Source organism: Bacillus sp. CGMCC 1.60114 (genome assembly GCF_042676365.1).
GTDB classification, from domain to species: Bacteria; Bacillota; Bacilli; order Bacillales; family Bacillaceae_G; genus Bacillus_A; species Bacillus_A rhizoplanae_A.
On sequence record NZ_JBHTHG010000118.1, the window covers coordinates 801,043 to 826,988 of the forward strand.

The 25,946-nt window shown below is 39.2% G+C and carries 3 protein-coding genes; all 3 read right to left on the reverse strand.

Translation table 11 applies throughout. The features are described 5' to 3' along the window. Positions 1-27: 27 nt before the first annotated feature. Genes ACFQZ1_RS25350 through ACFQZ1_RS25360 form a run of 3 tightly spaced genes read right to left on the reverse strand, consistent with a single transcriptional unit; the run spans position 28 to position 25,935 of the window. Positions 28-14,910 carry a non-ribosomal peptide synthetase gene (locus ACFQZ1_RS25350; RefSeq protein ID WP_377884924.1) on the reverse strand — a complete coding sequence of 4,961 codons (14,883 nt, stop codon included), beginning with the start codon at positions 14,908-14,910 and terminating at the stop codon, positions 28-30. Continuing rightward, a complete protein-coding gene (locus ACFQZ1_RS25355; protein ID WP_377884925.1) occupies positions 14,900-21,376 on the reverse strand; it encodes an amino acid adenylation domain-containing protein in 6,477 nt (2,158 codons plus the stop codon). Before ACFQZ1_RS25355 ends, ACFQZ1_RS25350 begins: the two co-directional genes overlap by 11 nt. 2 nt (positions 21,377-21,378) lie before the next feature. Next, a complete protein-coding gene (locus ACFQZ1_RS25360) occupies positions 21,379-25,935 on the reverse strand; it encodes an amino acid adenylation domain-containing protein (protein WP_377884926.1) in 4,557 nt (1,518 codons plus the stop codon). Positions 25,936-25,946: the final 11 nt, after the last annotated feature.

Below are 25,946 nucleotides of genomic sequence, written 5' to 3' on the forward strand. Positions count from 1 at the left end.
TTCATAAAGTTGCATCTTTTGTACTCTCTATTTTTCTTTTAACGAAAGGAACATCTTTTTTATTCCTCCTAATTCATTTAGTAGATACTTAGCTATCTTTTCAACTGCGGGAGAGGCTACTATTTCTTCGTGTGATCCAGGGACTGAATACTTATTCACTCTTCCTTTTAATAAAGGCTCCCAATCTGTAAACAACTCTTTGCCTTCCTCAGCACTAAAGTAGATAACTTCCCCAAAGTATGGTATCAAATCATGTTCTGCCATTAAATTCAGACATTTCCTGTGAGCATTGATAACTTGCTTCAAATTCATAAGATCTCCATCAGGCGGGAGTACTCCTTCCATAATTAATCGCTCCACAAGCCTTTCCTGTTGATGGACTGATTCTCCTTCCTGCTCTGTTGGATCTAAATGAATGAAATGCTTAGATATATATGAGAGCATATCCTCCCTTGTTTTGTGATCCTGCTCTGAAGGTACTTTACTATCCATGAGTACCAACAACTCAACTTCTTCTCCTTGATTCCTTAGTACAGTTGCGATTTTATAAGCAATTGCACCGCCTAAAGACCATCCTCCAAGACGATATGGGCCTTCTGGCTGAACACGCTTTATTTCTTCGATGTAAAGTTGAACTACTTCCGACAAAGTCAACTCGTCTATTTCTCTCTTTTCTATGAGAGGATTCTGTAAACCATAAAATGAGCAGTGGTTCTTAAGCAGTCTTGCTAGTTGAATATAACAAAATACATTCCCCATAAACGGATGAACGCAGAAGAAAGGTCTTTTCTCTGATTCTTGTAGTGGAACCAGCGACGATACAGATTTTGTCATATCATGCTTATCACGAATAAGACATGCGATTCCTTCCACTGTTGGATTCTTAATCAATGTAGACACCTTAATCTCTTTTCCAAACTTCTCTCTTATTTTTGAAATCAATTTGATTACAAGGAGAGAATGTCCCCCTCTATTAAAGAAATCATCATTTACATAGACATCTTCTGTCTGTAGCAAATCCTGCCAGATTTTAATCAGCTGATATTCAATTTCATCCCTTGGAATGATTGGCGTAGAGAAGTTATTTTCTCTTTGAATGGTTAAGCTGTTCAATGCCTTTCGATCAACTTTTCCATTCGTTGTAAGAGGAATCGTTTCTACCTTAATAAAGTGTGCGGGAACCATATAATTCGGTACTTGTGTCTTGAGATGTTCACGCCATTCATGCATACTTCCATCTCCAACTACATAAGCGACCAATCTCTGCTCTCCTAATTTATCCTCTGTTACCAAGACTACTGCTTCTTTCACCAATGGATGACTTTCTAAATTTGCTTCAATCTCTTCAAGTTCAATACGGAAGCCTCGAATTTTCACTTGATTATCGATTCTTCCCAAGTAATCTAAATGACCATCAGATAAATAGCGAACCAAATCTCCCGTCCGATATAACCGTTCTTCTTCATTAAATGGATGTCGGATGAATCGTTCAGCTGTTAACTCTGGGCGATTCAAGTATCCTCTCGCTATACCTGCACCACCAATATATAGCTCACCTGTTACACCAACTGGAACAGGTAACAAATTTTTATCCAATACATAGACTTGAACGTTCGGCAACGGACGCCCAATGGTTACTCTCTTACTATCTTTTTTGATAGGATAGAATGTTGCATCAACCGTACATTCTGTAGGACCATATACATTATAAAAATCAATTTTTTCAGTCTCTACTAGCTGTTCCCATAATGACGGTATAATTGCTTCGCCACCGACCAATATCTTGCTTGGTACATGAACATCAGCGCTCGTTTCTAACAACCCTCCATCTATAAGTAATTGAAGTAATGAAGGTGTCATATCAAACATTTCCAACTCATTCTCCCTAATATAGGACACAAATTGTTCCGGATTAGTGCGAACTTCGCTTGGAATAATATACAAACTTGAACCAGACAACAGCATTTGTAATTGCTGAATAGATACATCAAAGGCAATTGACGCATTTAAACCGACGCGCATATTATTAGGTATCTCATATGAGAAAACTTCTTTTTGTAAACCATATGATAGGTTTATTACAGAATGGTGCTGCACTAAAACCCCTTTTGGATTCCCTGTTGAACCAGAAGTGTAGATAACATACGCTAAGTTTTCCCCTGTTACCTCACATATTGGTGAAAGTTTGCTTTCTTGTGAAATCATTGCTTGATCCCTATCTAGGCAAACTGCCTTGATTTCTTTTGGTATCCAACCTTCTAATGCCTCATTCGTAACTAATACTTGAATTCCTGTGTCTTCCAAAATATATCGTAGGCGACTTTCCGGATAGGATGGATCCAATGGAACATAGGCTGCCCCAGCTTTCCAAATTCCCATGAGGCCAACAACCATCTCAACTGAACGATCGAAGCAGAGGCCAACCAATGACTCTATCCCAATTCCATATTTCTGAAGATAATGGGCCAATTGATTAGCTCTTTCATTAAGCTCCCGATACGTTAGTTGCTGTTTTTCATCTACTACTGCCACCGCATCGGGTGTACGATTCACTTGCTCTTCGAATAATTGATGAATCACATTCTCCCGTGGATAGGATATAGCATTATCATTCCATTCTTCCAATAGTTTTCTTTGTTCAGCTTCCGTAATATATACCAGCTCCGACAAGGTTTGATCAATGTTTTTGAGCATTTGCATTAACACTTGGTGTAAATGACCCAACATTCGTTCAATAGTTAATCTATTAAACTTACTACGGTCATACATTAACTTTAACGATAACTGGATTCCTGGAACTACAGCCAACCCTAATGGGTAGTGGGTTTGTTCTACTCCTTCCAATTCACCAATTTCCAGATTTTCTGAAGACTCCTCTTTCACTGGATAATTTTCAAACACATATAAACTATTGAACAGCGGTGTTCCCCTAGGAACTTCACTCCAACCCTGAATCTCTGTCAAAGAAGCATACTCATATTGTCTTCTTTCTATCTCTTCCTCTTGTATCTTCTGCAACCAATCTATTACTTTTATATCATCCATCAATTGAATTCGCGCCGGTGACGTGGTAATGAAAGGACCTACGATGTTTTCAACATCAATAATCTCCGTAGAACGCCCTGAGCTTGTTACACCAAAGACAATGTCATTTTCTCCACTATAACGGCTCATGAGATATGCCCATGCACCTTGAATTACCGTACTCAAAGTAAGTTTATTTCGTTTCGCCCATCCTTGTAACGCTTTGGTCTGCTCTTCTGATAAATGAGTAACCTTCTCTGAGTAACCTTTTTCTTCCTCTTTACTTTCTAAGCCCAGCAAAGTTGGTGCAGTAAAACCTTTAAGTTTCTCTCTCCAGAATTGTTCCGCCTGCTCCTTATCTTGTTCTCTTAGCCATTGGATATATTTCTTATATGGCGATGACTTAGGTAAATTCACAGCTTCTCCATTCATTCTCTTTTGATAGAATGTAAGTAATTCATTAAAGACCAGTGGCAAACTCCATCCATCCAGCAAAATATGGTGATGTGTCCAAACAATCCGATATTCTTCCTCACCTTCTTGAATGACCGTTACCCGCATCAATGGCGCTTCTTCAAATAGGAAGGCTTGTTTTCGATCTAATGCCAAGAAGACTTTTCTTTCTTCCTCTATCTCTTCAGTTGTCATTGTGCGCCAGTCTTCTTTGTTCACCTTAAATGGAATATTTTCATATACCACTTGTAAAGGTTCTTCAATTTCGTCCCAAACGAATACTGTACGAAAAATTTCATGCCGCTGAATTACGGATTTCCACGCCTGCTCAAAAATAGGAATATCCATTTTCCCTTTAATCATAAAACTTAATTGCACTATATACGGTGCAACATGTTCATCCCCTTGGTCATGCAATGTGTGGAAAATCATACCTTCTTGCAAAGATGATAGTGGATATAAATCAGTAATTGGATAGTTCTTTCCACGATTCATCTTAGTTAGTACTTTTGTCAAACTCACTTGGTTAAGATTAGTCATCCCAAAATCCGAAACGGTCAGTGCAGATTCTCTATCTGAGGATTGAATCAATCTGCTCAGTTGATGAAGCATATTCTGTGCAATACTTTGAATCGTTGATTTCGCGAATTGTCCAACATTGTATACCCAAGTGAACTGAAGTTTTCCATCCGTTACAACCCCAATCACATCAATTAAATGCGATCGCTTGGAACCGGAAGCATGATCTAAACGCTTAAATTCGTTCTCCGGAATAAACATTGCATCGTTAGAAAACATTTGGTCAAATTGTCCAAGATAGTTAAAACTAATAGATGGTGTATGTTGAGAGCCCAATTGCTCACACATTGTTGCGTTCATGTAACGCAACACTCCATAGTCAACACCCTTATTAGGAATTTTGCGTACTTGTTCTTTAACTGCTTTTAATGCTGCAATTGGCGTGTTGGCACCAGCAATATTTAAGTGAACAGGATAAATACTTGTAAACCATCCCACGGTTCTCGATAAGTCAACATCTTCAATAATCTCTTCTCGCCCATGCCCCTCTAGATCCACGCTCAATATCGGCTGTCCTGTACATACTGCCGTAGCTTGTACCAATGCTGCTAATAATACTTCATTAATTTGGACACGGTAAGTGCTTAAAGTCTCTTGCAATAACATACGGGTCTCATTCTCATCTAGCACCACAGTAACTTCCTCAGTTACTGCGCTTACTGGATCACTTATAGTAAGATCTACTGGTAGCGTAACTACTTCTTGTTCGGACTGCCGCTCCCAGTAATGCAGCACTTCTTGCGATATTCCAGATTCAGCGTAATGATGTAATTTCTCCGACCACTCTTTAAAAGAGGTACTCTTCATAGGTAATTGGATTTTCTGCCCCTGAATTGCTTGATTATAAGCTGTTTGCAAATCTTCCAATAAAATTCGCCAAGAAACACCATCCACGGCTAAGTGATGAATCGTCCAAAATAATCGGCCAGTCTTCTCACCTTCATCAAAATACACCATTCTCATTAACGGACCATCATGTAAATTCAAACTTCCTTGTGCAATGTTAATCTCTTTTTGAATAACTTGATGCCAATCGTCTTCCGGCACTTCGTCTAATGAAATGACAGTCAGCATCAATTGTTCTTCTATTCCTTCATTCCACTGTTTCCAGGCCCCATCAGGTAAACGTTCATATCTTAAACGCAGGGCATCATGATGAAGTAGAAGATTACGCACTGACTTCTCCAGTGATACTATGTCCAGTTTCTCTTTTGTTCTAAAGAACGCGGATTGATTCCAATGATGTGGGTTAGGATGATTTTGTGCAAAAAACCTTTGCTGAATAGGTGTAAGTATCGTATCTCCAGTTATAATTCCCTGTTCGACTTGTATACCTTGTTCTTCTTTGACTACTTGTGCCAATCCTGCAATCGTTTGGTGTTCAAATATTTGTTTTGGTGTCAATTGTAAACCAGCTTGCTTCGCACGGGAGACAATCTGAATGCTAAGAATTGAATCCCCACCAATTTCAAAAAAGTTATCATGAATACCAATACGTTTTGAACCCAGCACACGTTCCCAAATGATAGAAAGCATATGTTCACGTTCATTTCTTGGGGCCACGTAGCCTTCTTTTATTCCTTGATAATCTGGTATAGGCAACGATTTCCGATCAACCTTTCCATTTATGGTTAGCGGCAACTCTTCCATTTCGACAAAGTAGGAAGGTATCATATGGATTGGCAGTTTTGTTTTAAGATACTCGCGCCATTCTTCTAAACTGCCTTCGCCCACTACATAAGCTACCAGCCTCTTATCTCCCGACTGATTTTCCCTAACGGTTACAACTGCCTCTTTTACCAAGTAATGCTCCTGTAAGGTCGACTCAATCTCCCCAAGTTCAATTCGAAATCCTCTAATCTTCACTTGATTATCCATTCTTCCTAGATAGTCTATATTACCGTCAGGAAGATATCTCACGAGATCTCCCGTTCTATATAACCTCTCGCCTTCTTTGAATGGATGGGAAATAAATCGTTCGGATGTTAACTCTGGACGATTCAAGTATCCCCTCGCTAGACCTGCTCCTCCGATATAAAGTTCACCCATCACACCAACTGGAACTGGTAACCAATTTCTATCCAATACATAAGTTTGAACGTTCGGCAACGGACGCCCAATTGTTACTCTCTTACTATCTTTTTTGATATGATAGCATGTTGTATCAACCGTACATTCTGTAGGACCATATACATTATAAAAATCAATTTTATCAGCCTCTACTATCTGTTCCCATAATGACGGCATAATCGCTTCGCCGCCGACCAATACCTTACTTGGAACATGAACGCCATCGCACGTTTCTAACAATCCGCCATCTATAAGTAATTGAAGTAATGAAGGTGTTATATCAAAGATTTCTAATTTGTTCTTCCGAATATAAGCTACAAACTGTTCCGAATCACTTCGAACTTCATTCGGAATAATATACAAACTTGAACCATACAACAGCATTTGTAATTGCTGAATAGATGCATCAAAGGCGATTGACGCATTTAAACCGACATGCATGTTAGATGGTATCTCATGTGCGAAAACCTCTTTCTGTAAACCATGCGACAAGTTTGTTACAGAATGATGCTGTACCAAAGCCCCCTTTGGATTCCCGGTCGATCCCGAAGTATAGATAACATACGCTAGGCTTTCTCCTGTTACCTCGCATTTTGGTGAAAGAATGCTTTCTTGTGAAATGATTGCTTGATCTCTATCTAGACAAACTACTTTGACTTCTTTAGGTATCCAATTTTCTAATGCTTCGTTCGTAACTAATACTTGAATTCCAGTGTCCTCCAAAATATATCGGAGGCGACTTTCTGGATACGATGGATCCAATGGAACATAGGCTGCCCCAGCTTTCCAAATTCCCATGAGGCCAACAACCATCTCAACTGAACGCTCAAAGCAAAGTCCAACCAATGATTCAGTCCCAATCCCACATTGCTGAAGATAGTGGGCCAATTGATTAGCTTTTTCATTCAGCTCTCGATACGTTAACTGCTGGTTTTCATCTACCACTGCCACCGCGTCAGGTGTACGATTTACTTGCTCTTCAAACAGCTGATGAATCGCACTTTCTTGTGGATATGCTACGGCATTATTATTCCACTCTTCTAACTGTTTTTGCTGTAATCCTGATAGTATAGGCAACTTGGCTAATGATTTATCAGGATGTTCCACGATTAAATTCAACCAGTTTCCAAAATGTTCAGCCATAGATTCAATAGTTAAACTGTCAAATAAATCAGTCCTATAAACAAAATTAAGCAATAAACCCTCTTCCACTTCTGCAGCAGTTAAACTTAAATCAAACTTAGCGATTGGAGCGTTGCTCTCCATTACCTCTATATTTCGTCCATGTAGCTCTGGTAGCTCCTGTCCCGTATTTTGCAAAGTAAACATGGTTTGGAAAATCGGAGAATGACTTGTACTTCGTTCAGGTTGAATAACCTCTACAATTTTCTCAAACGGAACATCTTGATACTCATACGCCTTCAATGCTTTTATCCGCACTTGAGACAACAACTCTTGAAATGCCGGTGCGTTACTTAAATCAGCTCGATAAACCAACGTGTTGACAAAGAAACCAATTAATCCTTCAACATCTCGATAATTTCGATTTGCAATTGGGCTGCCAACAATAATATCCGATTGTCCTGTATAACGGGCAAGGAAACTTTGATACGATGCCAATAAGGTCATGAAAAGCGTGGCCCCTTCTTGACGACTTAGTTCATTTAATTTATCCAGTAATGAGCGTGATAACAACACATTATGAGTTAATCCATGGTGGGTTTGCACTGGAGGACGCGGACGATCCATCGGCAACATTAAGACTGGTAACTCACCAGATAATTCTTCCTTCCAATATGCAAGCTGCTGATTTAGCACTTCATCTTTCAACCATTCTCTTTGCCATTGAGCAAAATCGGCATATTGAACTGGTAGTGGTGCAAGCTCTGCTGGTTTTTCACCAATCGCCTCCTCGTAAAATGCCATCCATTCTTGGAGCAAGATTTCCATCGACCATCCATCCGAGATAATATGATGCATATTACACTGAAGAACCCATTCTTCTTCTGAAATTTTCACAATTTGTCCACGGAACAATGGCCCTTGCTCTAAGTCAAATGGGGATTCGACTTCAGTTTGAATCCATTGCTCCAACTCTCTTTCTCTCTCCTCTAATGAAAACTTAGTTAAGTCCATATGCGGAAGAGGGCGGAAAATATACGGTTGAATCTGCTGCACAGGATGACCGTCCACTTCATGAAATACCGTCCGCAAAGATTCATGACGCTCTATCAACTGATTCCATCCCAACTCCAATGCTTCAGGTAACCAATTCCCTGTAAGGCGGCATACCATTGGCATATTATAAAGTGCACTATTAGGTGCAAATTGATCAATAAACCATAAGCGCTGTTGGGCATAAGAAAGCGGAATATTATTTCCTCGTTCCATCGGCATCAATGGTGGAATTTCTCGTTTTTCGCTCCCCTTACGTAACTGATCCATTCGTTTCGATAATGCCTCGACCGTTGAATATTCGAACAGTTCACGTACCGGTAATTTGATTTGAAAGACTTCTTGTAAGCGTGAGACCACTTGTGTAGCAAGTAGAGAATGACCACCAAGCTCGAAGAAAGAATCCTGAACACCAATGTTTCCTATTCCTAGCACTTGACTCCACACTGAAGCGATAAGTTCTTCCAGCGGAGTTCGTGGGTATACAGTATTTTCAGTAGATAGTTCACTAGGTATAGGCAATGCCTTCAAATCAAGTTTTCCATTCGGTGTAAGTGGTAAAAATTCCATCTCAATAAAGTTTGTTGGAACCATGTAATTTGGTAAATGTGTTTGTAGATGCTCTCGCCATTCATGGACACTTCCTTCACCAACTACATAAGCTACTAATCTCTTATCGCCTGGATCATCCTCTCGTACCAATACAACTGCTTCTTTCACAGAAGAATGTGCCTGCAAAACTGCTTCAATTTCTCCCAATTCAATCCGGAAACCACGAATTTTCACTTGGTCATCTATACGACCATGGAACTGGAGAGTACCATCAGAAAGATAACTTGCTTTGTCTCCGGTGTAGTAGAGACGTTCTCCTGACTTGAATGGATGCGGAATAAATTTTTCCTTTGTGAAATCCGGACGATTAGCATATCCGCGAGCAAGACCCTTTCCTCCAATATAGAGATCTCCAATCACACCAATTGGTACTAGCTGAAGATGAGAATCTAACACATAAACTTCTGTATTCGCAATCGGTCGACCAATCGATGGCGTACCTGTTGTCACTCCTACAGGTACATAACAATCCGTGGTAACGACTGTATTTTCCGATGGACCATACTGATTAATTACCGCAAAAGGAATATCGTTAGATGGATACTGTGTTAATTGATCCCCGCCCGTAATGATAAAACGAAGATCAGTCTTCTCTGGCCAAGATAATTTCAAGAGTCTTTCCAGAATAGGCGTAGGTGCAAAACTAGCTGTAATTCGCGAATCAATGAGCCAGTCTCTTAGCGCTTCTGGATTAATTCTCAATTCCTCTGTTGACAAGTAGAGTGCTGCACCAGCAGTTAGATACGGCCAAATCTCCTGGACAGCCGAATCAAAAGCAATGCCCGCAATCTGAGTCGCACGATCCTCTGCTGTAATACGATAAACTTCTTGATGCCAAGAGACCATATTCATTAATGAGCGATATTCAACCATGACACCCTTTGGCTTTCCTGTAGAACCAGAGGTATAGACGATATAAGCTAAGTTCTCTGGATTTATCTGTCGCTTCGGTGCGATTACACTTTCCACTGTTAATTCTTCTAACCTCACCATTTCAACCTGTTTGGAAAGGCCTTCTTGTCCTTCTGCCGTCACTACAATTTGAATTCCTGCATCTTCAATCATGTATTCTAACCTCGATTTTGGATACAACGGATCTAAAACGACATAAGCCCCACCAGCTTTTAATATGCCCAGTAAACTTACCATGAGCTCAGCCGACCTCGGAAGATAAACTCCAACGACTGATTCTGGAGCGACTCCTTTTCGCTGTAAAACATTTGCCAACTGATTTGCTTGTGCATCCAGTTCACCGTAAGTCCACTCTTTTGTTTGATCAACCACCGCAATCGCTTCAGGACGCCTTGCTACTTGTTCCTCAAATCTGTCGCAAATAAGGCCCTGTGGGGACATTTCCATTACGGTGTCATTCCATGTTTCTAATAACAAAGTACGCTCAGGTTCCGATAGTATGCTCAGACTATGCAACGGATTTTGCGGGTGATGGGAAACTTCGTGTAGCCATTTCTCAAAGTGTCCTGCCATCCGTTCAATAGTTGTAGCATTGAATAAATCCTTATTGTATTCAAAAGTAAAAAGTAATCCCTCTTCCGACTCAGCTACCATTACACTTAAATCAAACTTTGCAATCGGACTATGGCTTTCTATCATTTCAATACTTCTACCAGATAACACCGGGAACTCTTGTTTCATATTTTGCAAGATGAACATAGTCTGGAAGATTGGCGAATGACTTGTACTCCGCTCTGGTTGTACAACTTCTACAATTTTTTCAAAAGGGATATCTTGATATTCATACGCCTTCAATGCCTTTTGACGAACCTGAGACAGAACATCCTGAAATGTCGGTCTACCACTCAGATTAACCCGATAAACCAGCGTGTTGACGAAGAAACCAATTAGTCCTTCAATTTCTCTATAATTTCGATTAGCAATTGGACTTCCGACCAGAATATCTTCTTGTCCCGTATAACGTGATAGAAAACTTTGATATGCAGCCAACAGCGTCATGAAGAGTGTAGCCCCTTCTTGACGACTAAATTCGTTCAATTTGTCATGTAGCGCGCTTGGCAGAACCAGGGTGTATGTCGACCCGTGATGAGTTTGTATTGCGGGACGCGGGCGATCCATAGGAAGTTGGAGTACAGGAAGCTCCCCAGACAATTCTTCCCTCCAATATTGCAGTTGTTGATCAAGCACTTCTTCCTTCAGCCATCCTTTTTGCCACTGAGCGAAGTCGGCATATTGAACCGGTAATGGTTCAAGTTCTGCTACCTTTTCATCCGTGGCTTTCTCATAGAATGCCATCCACTCTTCAAGTAGGACTCCCATTGACCATCCATCTGAAATGATATGATGTAGAGTACAAAGGAGCATCCATTCTTCCTCCCCCACTTGCAAAATACTTGTCCTGATCAGTGGACCCTCGTCTAAATCAAATGGCACTTCTGTTTCTTGTTGAATCAAACGTTTAACTTCTGCTTCTCGGTCTTCTGGAGAAAGCATAGTTAAATCCATTTTTGGAATTGAGCGAAAAGCATACGGTTCAATTTGCTGCACGGGTTGACCGTTCACTTCATGAAAGACTGTCCGCAATGATTCATGACGTTCTATTAGCTGATTCCATCCCGTTTCCAATGCCTCAGGTAACCAATTCCCTGTAAGGCGGCATACCATTGGCATATTGTAAAGTGCACTATTAGGCGCAAATTGATCGATAAACCATAAGCGCTGTTGGGCATAAGAGAGTGGAATAGTTTCCCCTCGTTCCATCGGCATTAGTGGAGGAATCTCTCGTTTTCTATCTCCTTTACGTAACTGATCTAATCGTTTTGCCAGTGACTCCACCGTTGCATACTCAAATAGTTCACGTACCGGTAATTCGATTTGAAAGATTTCTTGTAAGCGTGAAACTACTTGGGTAGCTAGTAGCGAGTGACCACCAATTTCAAAAAAAGAATCCTGAACACTAATATTCCTTATACCCAACACTTGACTCCATACAGAAACGATGAGCTCTTCCACTGGTGTTCTTGATGAAATAATATCTTCACTTATGAACTGTGCCTCCAATTCCAGTAAAGCTTTTCGATTCACCTTACCATTTGGAGTGAGTGGCATCGATTCAACTTGGAAAAAATATGCTGGAACCATATAATTTGGCAATTGCTTCTTGAGATATTCACGCCACTCTCCAACATCCCCTTCACCCACTACATAAGCTACTAACTGCTTATCTCCTGGTCGATCTTCCTTCACCAACACGACAGCCTCTTTTACAGATGAGTGATCATGTAAAGCTGCTTCAATCTCTCCAAGTTCAATTCGGAATCCTCTGATTTTCACTTGGTTATCTATTCTTCCGATATACTCCAAGTTACGGTCACTCATATACTTCACCAGGTCACCCGTTCGATATAATCGTTCCCCTTCCTTAAAGGGATGCGGAATAAAACGTTCAGTAGTTAACTCTGGTCGATTGAAGTAGCCACGTGCCAAGCCTACTCCACCAAGGTAAAGTTCCCCCACCACACCAATCGGTACCACCTGTTGATATTGATCCAATACATACAACTCTGTATTATCAATTGGACGACCAATTGGAATAAGCATTGGTTCTTTTTCTAAATCACAATCATAATAAGTCACATCCACAGTTGCTTCGGTAGGGCCATACAAGTTAATTAACTTCGTTTGCTGAACATCGTAAAATACCCTCTTAAACCGACGAACCTGTTCAGTGTTTAATGCTTCTCCACTAGTAAAAACCTGATTTAAAGACGATACATCCCTTTTCAAATTATATTGTTCCATATAATCCAAGAAAGTAGATAACATCGACGGAACAAAGTGCATGGTGGTCACACGATATCGTTCGATATACTCCTCAATCACCGCAGGCTCTTTCTCTCCTCCTGGTGGAAGCAAACAAACACGTGCTCCTACAAATGACCACCAAAATAATTCCCAGACAGAAACATCAAACGAAAACGGTGTCTTTTGTAGGATTGTATCCTCCTCAGATAATGGATATTTTTTCTGCATCCACTGTAGGCGGTTGATAACCGAATGATGTTCAATCATTACTCCCTTCGGATTTCCCGTCGAACCCGAAGTGTATATGATATAAGCTAAGTTATTTGCTGTTACTCCACTCACCGGAGCCAAATTACTCTCTTTGGAAATCATTACTTGATCCCGGTCTAAACAAATTGCTTGAATATCTTTAGGTAACCAGTCCTGTAGTGCCTCTTTTGTTAACAGCACTTGAATTTGTGAATTCTCTAAAATGTATCTCAAGCGGTTTTCGGGATAACTTGGGTCCAGTGGGACATAAGCTCCACCTGCTTTCAAAATCCCAAAGAGACCAATAATCATATCAGGAGAACGTTCAACACATACACCGACCAATGATTCAGGTCCTATACCTCGTTTTTGTAGATAATGTGCCAATTGGTTCGATTTTTCATTGAGTTCTTGATACGTTAGCTTGCCATCTTCATAAACTACCGCCACTGCATCAGGTGTACGTGCAACTTGCTGCTCAAATAGCTCATGAATCATACACTCATGACCATAAACTACGTCAGTATCATTCCATTCTTTTAGGAGTTGTTTCTGCTCTGTGTCCGATAACATTGACAGCTTTGTATATGATTCATCTGGATGATACGTGATTTCATTTAACCAGTTCTCAAAATGGTCTGCCATACGTGCAACGGTACTACTATCAAATAAATCCGTGTTGTATTCAAATGAGACAAATAGACCTTCTTCCACTTCGTAGGCAGTTAAACTCAAATCAAATTTTGCAATAGACATATTACTTTCTACCATTTCGATACTTCTACCAGATAGATCTAGTCGTTCCTGTTTTATATTCTGTAGTGTAAACATGGTCTGAAAGATAGGAGAATGACTCATACTTCGTTCAGGTTGCACAGCTTCTACCACTTTTTCAAACGGTATATCTTGGTATTCGTAAGCTTTTAACGCCTTTTTCTTTGTTTGATTCAAAATCTCCCGAAAAGTAGGGGTGCCACTCAAGTCTGATCGGTAAACCAACGTATTAACAAAGAAACCGATCAATCCTTCTACTCCCTTATGATTCCGATTTGCAATCGGACTTCCGACTAGAATATCTTTTTGCCCCGTATAACGAGCAAGAAAGCTCTGGTATGCAGCCATTAAAGTCATAAATAAGGTAGATCCTTCTTGTCGACTTATATCCTTCAATTGACTGAGTAATCTATTAGGAAAAATCACGTGATGCGTATCCCCAGCGTAAGTTTGCGTAACCGGTCGAGGTCGATCCACTGGCAGTTGTAATATAGGAAGCTCCCCAGACAATTCTTCCTGCCAATACGTAAGTTGACGATTTAACACATCACCTTGCAACCACTCCTTTTGCCACTTCGCAAAGTCGGCATATTGAATGGATAGTGAACTTAATTTAGCAGGATTCCCGCCCGTTTCTTCTTCATAGAAAGCAAGTAATTCATTCATGAATATACCGATGGACCAAGCATCAGAAATAATATGATGCATCGTACACAGTAATAACCATTCACCCTTTCCTAATTGAGCAAGCTGGTAACGAATTAAAGGGCCATTCATTAAATCAAATGCTTCTTGTGCTTCTCTCGCAATTAAACTATCTACCTCTTTTTCTTTTACTTCTAGAGGAAGGTGAGAGTAATCCCTTACAGATAATGTTCTAGGAAGGAATTCGACAATATGTTGTACAGGTTGTTCTCCTACTTCCTTAAAAACGGTTCGTAATGATTCATGACGTTCAATGAGTCGATTGAATCCCTTTTCTAATGCTTCAGGAATCCAATTTCCTTTTAGACGCCATACCGTTGGAATATTATATAAAGAACTGTTTGGGTTAAATCTGTCCATAAACCACAAACGTTGTTGTGCATAAGACAATGGGAGTGCTTCTTTATTCTCCTTTTTTTGCATTTGCTTCTGAAGCCAAGCTCTCTTCTCAGGAGAAAGTGAACTCAGCTTTGCAAGTAAATCACTTTTCATTTTTTACCCCTTCCTCAACCAAATTACTCTCGAATATCCCTTGTGCTTCTTCCTCTGATAGCTCTTCCAATTGCTTAAGAAGTTCAAGTAATTCTTCATCATTACTCACTTCTACTTCTTTTTGAATATAGTCTTGAAGACTCACATTCTCCTTACTATCATTCTGCATTTCTTGCTTTTTGTTATAGAGCAATTGATCAATCTGTTCTGCCAATTGCTGCACCGTATGAAACGTAAATAAATCATGCAATGGTAACTCGATTCCAAAAGCCTCCTTAAGATTGGAAACAGCTTGCGTAGCAAGTAATGAATGACCACCGATTTCAAAAAACGAATCCTGAATTCCGATACTTTCCATACCTAAAACTTGATGCCATATTGAAACGATTGTTTTTTCCGTAGGTGTACGAGGAGCAATATAACCATTCGCTCTCTCCTGTCTCTCTGGTGCTGGTAAGGTCTTCCTATCAATTTTCCCATTTGGGGTAAGTGGAAATGCGTTCAATCCGACAAAATAGTCAGGAACCATGTAATTTGGTAACTGGGCCTTAAGATAATCACGCCACTTATGAGCATCCCCATCTCCAACAACATAGGCAACCAAACGTGGATCACCAGGATAATCTTCCCGCACCATCACAATGACTTCGCTAACTAATGTATGCTTTTGTAATGTCGCTTCAATTTCTCCTAGTTCAATCCGGAACCCACGAATTTTTACCTGATGATCGATTCGGCCAAGATACTCCAAATTTCCATCCGGCAGATACCTTACTAGATCTCCAGTCCGGTATACTCGCTCTCCTTCTCTAAACGGATGAGGTATAAAACGCTCTTTTGTTAAGTCAGAGCGGTTTAAGTATCCACGTGCTAATCCTGATCCACCAATGTAAAGCTCACCAACTACACCAATTGGAACCATTTTTTGTTCCGCGCTCAGTACATATACTTCTGTATTGAAGACTGGTTTACCAATTGGTGGTACCCTATGAATGGCACTCTTTTCTAATTCCATATATGTGGAATACGTAGTATCTTCGGACGGTCCATATAGGTTGTACACCTTCTCAATCGTACTTCTCTCGTATAAGTCTTGAACAAGTGAATATGGCAATGGTTCTCCAGCCAAATTCATCACCTTTACCGAAGAAGGGATTGTTTTTGCTCGAACCAGTTCCTTTGCTGCTGATGGTACAGTATTGACCAAAGTCACACCCTTGGTAGACAACTTGTCTAGATGTAGAGCATTTTCAGCGACAATCACTTTACCACCCATCGTTAAGGGAACAAACACTTCAAAAACGGATAGATCAAAGGATAGCGAAGTTGAAGCCAATACTCCCGCTAAATCCTTTCCGGAATATGTGTGATGCGCCCAATGAATCATTGTTACTGTATTCCTGTGCTCAATCATTACCCCCTTTGGATTTCCAGTGGAACCTGAAGTATAGATAATATAAGCTAAGTTATCGTCCGTCACTTCACTCGTACACACTGTAGTTACTTCCTGTTCTATTTCTGCTCGATCACGATCAATACAAATCACGTCAACAGATTTAGGTAAAACCATTTTTTGTTGTAACTTTTCCTGTGTCACCAATACCTTTATATGGGCATCCTCTAAAATATATTGCAATCGACTTTCCGGATACGTTGGATCAATTGGGACATATGCTCCTCCTGCCTTTATAATTCCTAAGAGACCGACAATCATCTCGGAGGAACGTGTAACGCAAATTCCAACCAATGATTCGCATCCTACACCATTTTTCTGTAGATAATGTGCCAGCTGATTCGAGCGTTCGTCTAATTCTTGATATGTTAGTTCTTCATCTTGGCACACTACTGCAATTGCTTCTGGTGTTTTTTTCACTTGTTCTTCAAACAATGTATGAATCGTACTTTCTCGTATATCTACAACACCTGTTTCATTCCATTCCTCTAGTAGTTGCTTATATTCTACTTTTGATAACATATTCATTTCCGATAATACATCTTTTGGATGAAAGACAATTTGATATAACCAATGTTCAAAATGACTTGCCATACGTTCAATGGTTGTATCATTAAACAAATCAGTATTGTATTCAAAGGTTAGAGATAATCCTTCTTCCGTCTCAGAAGCAAATAAACTCAAATCATATTTCGCAACAGAAGTATGACTCTCCATAAGTTCCATGTGTCTTTCAGATAACTGAGGAAACTCTTGTTTCGTATTCTGTAACGTAAACATGGTTTGAAATATCGGTGAATGACTTGTATTCCGTTCCGGTTTTACGGATTCTACTACTTTCTCAAATGGAATATCCTGATACTCGTATGCTTTTAGTGCTTTTTTTCGTATCTGCGACAAAAGTTCTTGGAACGTCGGATTTCCACTGAAATCAGCTCGATAAACCAACGTATTTGCAAAGAAACCTATTAATCCTTCAATCTCTTTAACATTTCGATTTGCAATTGGGCTTCCAACCAAGATGTCGTCTTGTCCTGTATAACGAGAAAGGAAGCTTTGATACGCTGCCATCAAGGTCATAAATAAAGTGGATCCTTCTTGCAGACTTAAATCTTTAAGCTTTTCTTGTAGGGAATTCGCCACCATTAAGGACTGACTCGCACCACGGTGGGTTTGAACCGCAGGTCGAGGACGATCCATCGGTAATTGTAAAACTGGTAATTCCCCAGACAATTCTTCCTTCCAATATTGAAGGTGCTGATCCAGATTCTCTTCTTTTTGCCATTCCTTTTGCCACATGACAAAGTCTGCATATTGAACAGATAACTCGTTCAGTTCCACAGGTTTTCCGCTTAGTGATCCTTCATAAAAAGCCATCCATTCTTCAAGTAAGATTCCCATTGACCATCCATCCGAAATAATATGATGCATCGTACAAAGGAGAACCCATTCTTCCCTGTCCACTTTCAATATTCGTGTTCGAATCAGTGGACCTTGTCCAAAATGAAATGGTTCCTCCGCTTCGTTTTGAATGAGTCGTTTCATTTCTCTTTCTCTATCTTCCAAAGAGAAATTTGTTAGATCTGTTTGAGGGATAGGTCTGAATACATGAGATTGAACCCGTTGAAAAGGTTCACCCTTATGTTCTAGAATTATCGTTCGTAATGCTTCATGACGATCCAACAACTGATTCCAACCGGCCTCCAATGCCTCAATTGACCATTTTCCTGTTAAGCGGCAAGCTGCATGAATATTGTACATCGCACTATTTGGCATTAATTGATCAATAAACCATAGGCGTTTCTGTGCATAGGAAAGTGGGATAAATTCTTTCCGTATCATAGGTAAAAGGGGTGGAACCTCTCGTTTTTTATCTTCTTTACGCAACTGATCTAATCGTTTCGCTAATGCTTCCACTGTAACGTGCTTGAAAAGTTCACGTAGCGGGATTTTAATCTGGAACAATTCTTGTAATCGAGAGACAATTTGAGTAGCTAGTAGTGAGTGCCCACCCCGTTCAAAAAAGGAATCATGAATACCGATATGTTCTGTTCCTAATACTTGACCCCAAACCGAGGCAATTAGTTCTTCCGATGGTGTCCGAGGCAGAACATTTAAATCTCCTATCGGTTGCTCATCAGGTGCTGGTAAGGCCTTTCGATCAATTTTCCCATTCGGAGTAAGCGGGAACTGTTCTAACTCTACAAGATGAGCTGGAATCATGTAATTCGGCAATTGGTTTTGTAGATACTCTCGCCACTTTTGAGTATTTCCATCGCTTATTACATATGCAACCAATCGCTGATCGCCCGGACGATCTTCTCTAACTAATACGACAGCCTCTTTAATAAACGAACATTTTTCTAAAGTCGCTTCAATTTCTCCTAGTTCAATCCGAGAACCACGTATTTTTACTTGATGGTCCATTCTCCCTATAAATTCTAAATTTCCATCTGCTAAATATCTTACTGAATCTCCTGTTCGATATAGTCGCTCTCCCAATCGAAATGGATGCGAAACGAATTTTTCTGCAGTGAGATTCGGACGATTTAAGTATCCACGCGCTAAACCTGCACCACCAATATATAACTCACCCTCTATCCCTATTGATTGCAAGCGTTGAGCTTGGTCTAATACATATAATTGCGTGTTCTGTATCGGCTGCCCAATAGAAACAAATTCTTGATTAGGTTGAATGTCAAATGCATTTACATAAATAGTGGCTTCCGTTGGTCCATAAAAATTGGTTAATTTTACTTGTCCACTATGATTCCATTGCTGTTGAAATCGTCTAACCAATCCTGAACTTAGTTCTTCTCCACCAGAAAATACATGACGTACGGACGAACATTTCATGTTCAATTCAATATGGTTGAAGTGATCTAAGAAAACAGATAACATCGAAGGAACAAATTGAACAATAGTAACCTGATGTTTTTCAATCACATCAGCTATAATGGAAGGATCTTTTTCTCCACCTGGAGGTAAGAAAGATACACATGATCCCACGCTAATACCCCAAAATAACTCCCAAACAGATACATCAAATGAGAATGGGGTTTTCTGCAAGACCACATCCTTTTCAGAAAGTGGATATTGATGTTGCATCCATTCTAGGTAATTAATTACTGAATGATGCTCAATCATCACTCCCTTTGGATTTCCTGTAGATCCTGAAGTATACATAACATACGCTAAACTTCTTCCTGTTACACTACTTGTACATGGGGTTGATTCTTCTTTTTCAATTGCGGTATAATCTTGATTCATGCAAATTATTTCAACTGGTTCAGATATATATAATTTTTCGGAATTTTCTTCCGTCACTAGTACTTCGATTCCAGCATCCTCTAATATATAGCGAAGCCGACTCTCTGGATAAGTAGGGTCAAGTGGAACATACGCTCCTCCTGATTTTAGAATCCCTAATAACGCTATCATCATTTGTAATGAGCGTTCCATATATACCCCGACTAGAGACTCTGGACCTACACCACGCTTTTGTAAATAATGAGCTAACTGATTCGCACGCTCATCCAACTCTTTATAGGTAATTTGTTCAGTCTCATAAATAGCTGCGATTGCTTCTGGCGTTTTCTTAACTTGCTCCTCAAATACCGTATGAATCATGCCTTCAGCTGAATACCTTACTTGAGTATTATTCCATCCCTCTAGTAACTGTGTCTGCTCTTCCATCGTTAAATGGGTGATTTCGGAGAGATTTGAATCTAGGCCTTTCGTCATCTGAATTAATATTTGCAATAAGTGACCCTGAATCCGATTTATTGTTTCTTCATTAAAATAGCTTCGGTCATACATTAACTTTAAAGTAATTTCCTTACCAGGCATTACAATGAGTGTTAAAGGATAATTTGTTTGTTCTGCACTTTGAACCTCTAGTAATCTTAAATCATCATTTCTCTCACCTTGAATTGGATAATTTTCAAACACATACAAGGTATGAAATAAGGAACTATTCCGCGGAACCTCACTCCACCCTTGAATATCAACCAACGAATTATACTCATATTGTCTTCGTTCCATTTCTTTCATCTGTATATTACGAAGCCAATCTACTACTGATGTATCATCCGTTAATCGAATTCTAGTAGGTAATGTGTTAATAAATAGACCTACCATATTCTCTGCTCCTATCAAATCAGTAGGACGTCCAGAGCTAGTTACGCCAAATACGATGTCAATTTCACCGCTATACCTACTCATCAAGTAAGCCCATGCGCCTTGTACTAACGTATTCAATGTTAATCGACTATTTCGTACCCACTCTTGTAAATTCTCAGTAAGTTCTTCAGATATTTGATAAACACACTCCCCATAACCCTTATCCTGTCCTTGATCCTTTCTTTTCATCGCTAATGGCGTAGGTGCATAAAATCCTTTTAATTCTTCTGTCCAAAATTTCTCTGCTTGACTTTGATTCTGTTTATTTATCCACTGGATATATTTTTTGTAAGGAAGAGATTTAGGGAGATTCAACAATTCTCCCTTTACCATCTTGAGATAAACTTCCATCACTTCACTAAAGACCAATGACACACTCCACCCGTCTAGCAAAATATGATGATGTGTCCAAATGATTCTCGTTTCCTCTTCTGCTTCTTTAATCGCAGTGACTCTCATCAATGGTGCTTCATCCAATGAAAATCCTTTTCTACGATCCGCAGTCAAAAACTGGTGTAATTTCTTCTCCTTCTCCTCATTTGAATGGGCACTCCAATCCTCTTGATGAATAGTAAAAGGAAGACGTTGGTAAACTGCTTGCAGAGGTTTTTCAACTTCCTCCCACACAAATACTGAACGTAGAACTTCATGTCGATGAATAACATATTCCCAAGCCTTTTCAAAAGTAGCAACATCCAATTGCCCCCCGAGCAAGAAGCCTACTTGTACAATGTAGGAAAAAGAATGTTCATCATCTTGATCGTATAAAGTATGAAACAATATTCCTTTTTGCAAAGGTGATAATCCATATATATCTATAACGTCTCCCATCTTTACACCCTCTTCTTTGTTAATTTAAGTAATACTTTGCTTAAGCTTTCTTCCGTAAGGTCCTCCGCATCAGCAAAATCTGATACTGTAAAAGCAGACTCTGTTGTTGGTTTATTTATAAGTTGACGAAGATGCCTCAACATACCATCTGCTATCGCTTGAATTTTTAATCTAGAAAACTGTTCTCTACTATACATCCAAACAAAATGTAACTTCTCATCTTTTACCATACCGATAACCTCAATTAGGTGAGATGGCTTGGAATCTGGAGCATGATCTAAAAATGTAAATCCTGTCTCTTGCATAAACAAAGATTCCTTTGAAAACACTCGATCAAATTGGCCCAAATAGTTAAAGCTTATTGAAGGCTTTTGCTGATAAAACGGAAGTAATTCTTTTTTCAAGTAACGTAAAATACCATAATCAACTCCGCGATTCGGAATTTGACGCAATTGATCTTTTACAGCCTTTAATCCTTCAATAGGTGTTTTAGTTCCTTGAAAATTTAGATGAACAGGATAAATACTCGTGAACCAGCCCACTGTCCGTGATAGATCAATACCTTCAATCATCTCTTCTCTCCCGTGTCCTTCTAGATGAATAGAAACCGTTTGCTGATTTGTACAATCGACAATAGCTTGTCCTAATGCCGCCAATAGTACCTCGTTAATCCTGGTCTTATGAGTCACTGGGACTTCTTGTAACAATGCGTGTGTTTCTTCTATTTCTAAAGTCCTCGTCACTTGATCAATCGATTCTTCTGTTGTTTCTTGTATTGGGTAGTCCATTGGAATTGTCATCGTTTCTTTTTCTACCTGTTCATTCCAATAATCTTGTACTTCTTTTGAAATAACCGAATCACTGTATGTCTGAAGTCGTTCCGACCACTCTTTAAAAGATGTACTTTTCGCAGGTAAGTGAACTCCTTGACCTTGTTTCATCTGGTTATATACCGCCTGTAAATCTTCCAATAGAATTCTCCACGATACTCCGTCTACTACTAAATGATGAATCACCCAGAATAGTAGATCATTTCCAGTCAAGGTATCCTCAAAGTAAACTACTCTCATTAACGGACCAGTAACTAAATTAAAACTAGCTTGATTAATGTTCATCTCTTCTTGTATTATTTTATTCCATGTTTGTTCATTAGCTTTGTTCCGTTTTACCACATGAAGTACTGACTGCTCATTAGTCCCTTCATTTCTCTGCCTCCACGTTCCATTTGGTAACTGTTCGTACCGGAAACGTAAAGCATCATGATGTTTGAGTAAATTTAATATTGCTCCCTCTAGTAATTTCACGTCCAATCTCTCTTTTACTCTTAAAAGCATCGATTGATTCCAATGCTCCGGACGTGGATGTTCTTGCTCGAAGAACCAGTACTGAATTGGAGTAAGAGGCACATCTCCTGTCACAATTCCCTGCTCCGCTTGTACTCCTTGCGTTTCTATAGCCACTTGTGCCAACTCGGCAATAGTTGGGCATTCAAACATTTGCTTTGGAGTAAGTTTTAATCCCACTTGACTTGCTTGAGATATGATTTGAATACTGAGAATCGAGTCGCCACCAATTTCAAAGAAATTATCATAGATTCCCACCTTTTTAACACCTAATACTTGCTTCCAGATGGTAGCCAGTATCTGTTCGTTACTATTCCGGGGGGCAACACATTCACTGTTAATCTTCTTTTCCTCCGGCATAGGTAAAGCCTCACGATCAACTTTACCGTTAGCTGTTAGTGGAATGGATTCCATCGTCACAAATCCCGAAGGGACCATATAGCTCGGTAGTTTCGCTTTAAGATACTCTCGCCACGCACCTATGTTTCCATCTCCTACAACATATGCTACTAATCGTTTATCACCCGGTTGATCTTCTCTAACAATTACAACAGCCTCTTTTATAGATGCATATGAATTTAAAGTAGATTCAATCTCCCCAATCTCAATTCGGAAACCACGTATTTTAACCTGATGATCAATTCTTCCACGATAATCCAGATTCCCATCCGGCAAATACCTCGCTAAGTCTCCTGTCCGGTATAATCTTGCTTTCGGATCACTACTAAATGGATGAGGTATAAAGCGCTCTGCAGTTAATTCAGGTCTATTTAAATACCCACGTGCAAGCCCTGCCCCGCCAATATAAAGCTCACCATCTACACCTATAGGTACAGGTTGTTGATAAGAGTCTAATATATACACTTCTAAATCTGGAATCCGCTTTCCGATATTACTTCTTGAAGCATGCTGCACATCATCTTGAGTAATTGGATAATATGTAACATGAACTGTAGTCTCTGTAATTCCATACATATTAATTAACTGCGGTTCTTTCTCTCCATACCTTTGAAACCATGGTAACAAGCTAATAGGTTCTAACGCTTCTCCGCCAAATATCACATAACGCAGCTGCAAGTTTTTATTCTCATCTTCTTGTTCACACACTTGTATTAATTGCCGAAATGCGGAAGGTGTCTGATTTAGAACTGTGACTTCTTCCTCTACCAATAATTGATAAAAATCCTTAGGCGATCGACTAATCCAGTACGGAACAACAACTAATTTCCCACCATATAATAATGCTCCCCAAATTTCCCATACTGAGAAATCAAATGCATAAGAATGAAAAAGCGTCCAAGTATCTTTTTCATTAAACTGATACCAACAGTCCGTCGATTTAAATAAACGAATGACATTGTGATGCTCTATCATAACGCCCTTTGGATTCCCTGTTGATCCCGAAGTATAGATTACGTAAGCTAGGTTTTGAGAACTTACATCAGAAAACGGCAAGGTCTTACTTTCCTGCCCAATCTCATCTCGATTACGATCCAGGCAAATCGATTTAATATTTTCTGGTAACCATTTCAATTCTTTTAAACTTTCTTTCGTTACGAATAACTGAATACCAGTATCCTCTAAAATATATTGAAGTCGCTGCTCTGGATATGTTGGATCAAGTGGAACATAAGCTCCACCAGCCTTCAAAATCCCTAAAATACCTACAATCATTTCTAGAGAACGTTCAACGCACAGTCCAACTAAAGTATCAGGTCCAACTCCTTTTTTCTGTAGATAATGAGCTAACTGATTTGCACGTTCATTTAGCTCCCTATAAGTAACTCTCTCTTTTTCATACATAACTGCAATAGCGTTTGGATAAATCATCGCTTGCTGTTCGAACAATTCATGAATAGTTACTTGAGGTGGAAAATCAAACTTAGGACTGTTGAACTCTACTAAACTTTTTCTTTCATCTTCTTCAGAAATGATTTCGATTTCAGCTACCTTCTGTTTTGGATTTTCAAAAGCATTTTCTAATATCGCTAACATAACTTTAAAAAAACGTTTTATCTCTTCATTAGAAAATAGCTCTTCACGATAATCAATATGTACATGTAAAGAGTCTATATCAATCAAATTCTCAATATGCACTGCAAAATCTTGTACTTCTTCACAGTTTGGAATCCATAGTGAGTCACCACTTTCATCACGATCTCTATAATCAATCGTAGTTCCGAAAAGTCTAACATTGCTGTTATTCTCTTTATTAATCTGCTTTAATAACAAATCAAATGGGTATTTCTGATGTCGTAATGATTTACTTTGTTTTCTGGATACCCTACCAATAAATGAAAGCACTTCTTCTTCTGGATCGATACCCATTCTTAGAGGAACTGTACTCACCATCATTCCAATTAATTCTCGTTCCATTTTAGTTATACGGTTGCCATAAGCCATTCCTAATGCAATATCAAGCGATGAGGTCCACCGATACATAGACAACGAGAAAGCAGCAACAAAAAGGGTATACAAACTAAAATCATAATTATTAGAAAAATTTTCTATCTTTCTCTTCAAATGCTCCGATAATATAAACGTCTCACGTAATGCTCTGGTACTAACCTGGTACGTATTATAGGACTTCAATCCCGTCACAGATGGAAGTGTTTTAAATTCCTCTAACCAGAATTTTTGATCTTTTTGAAAGCGACTACTATTCAAGTATGTTTGTTCATTGACCAGAAATTGAACATATGAATTTCTAAGTACGCCTTCCTCAGTCTCGCTATGCATCTCATAATAATATTTTGCAATCTGACTGGTAAATATTTGGATTGATAAACCATCCATGATAATATGATGAACATTTCCAAAGACTGCACATTCATTATCGTTTAATTTTATTAAAGCGAAATAGTATAAATCCGAATTAAATAATGTAAACGTTTCTTTTGTTTTCTGTTCGATCCATTTTTCCAGCAAATCTGAATCTTCCACGGAACTAAAATCGAAAAACTCAAATTCTTGTTCTTCATGTTTAACAAAATATTGTTCAGGTTCCTGATGCCCATTTTCTTTTAGTCTGATGCACAGACCATCATTTTCACTGATAACACGATTCACAACTCGGTTTAATTTTGAATAATTCATTTTTCGATGAAGTTTAAACAAGAACCTTAAATTACATATCCCCTTATCAGAATGAATAAATTCTGTATACCATATTCTCCTCTGCGGGTGACTTAATGGATAACATTCCTCATTGGTCATAAAAAATCTTC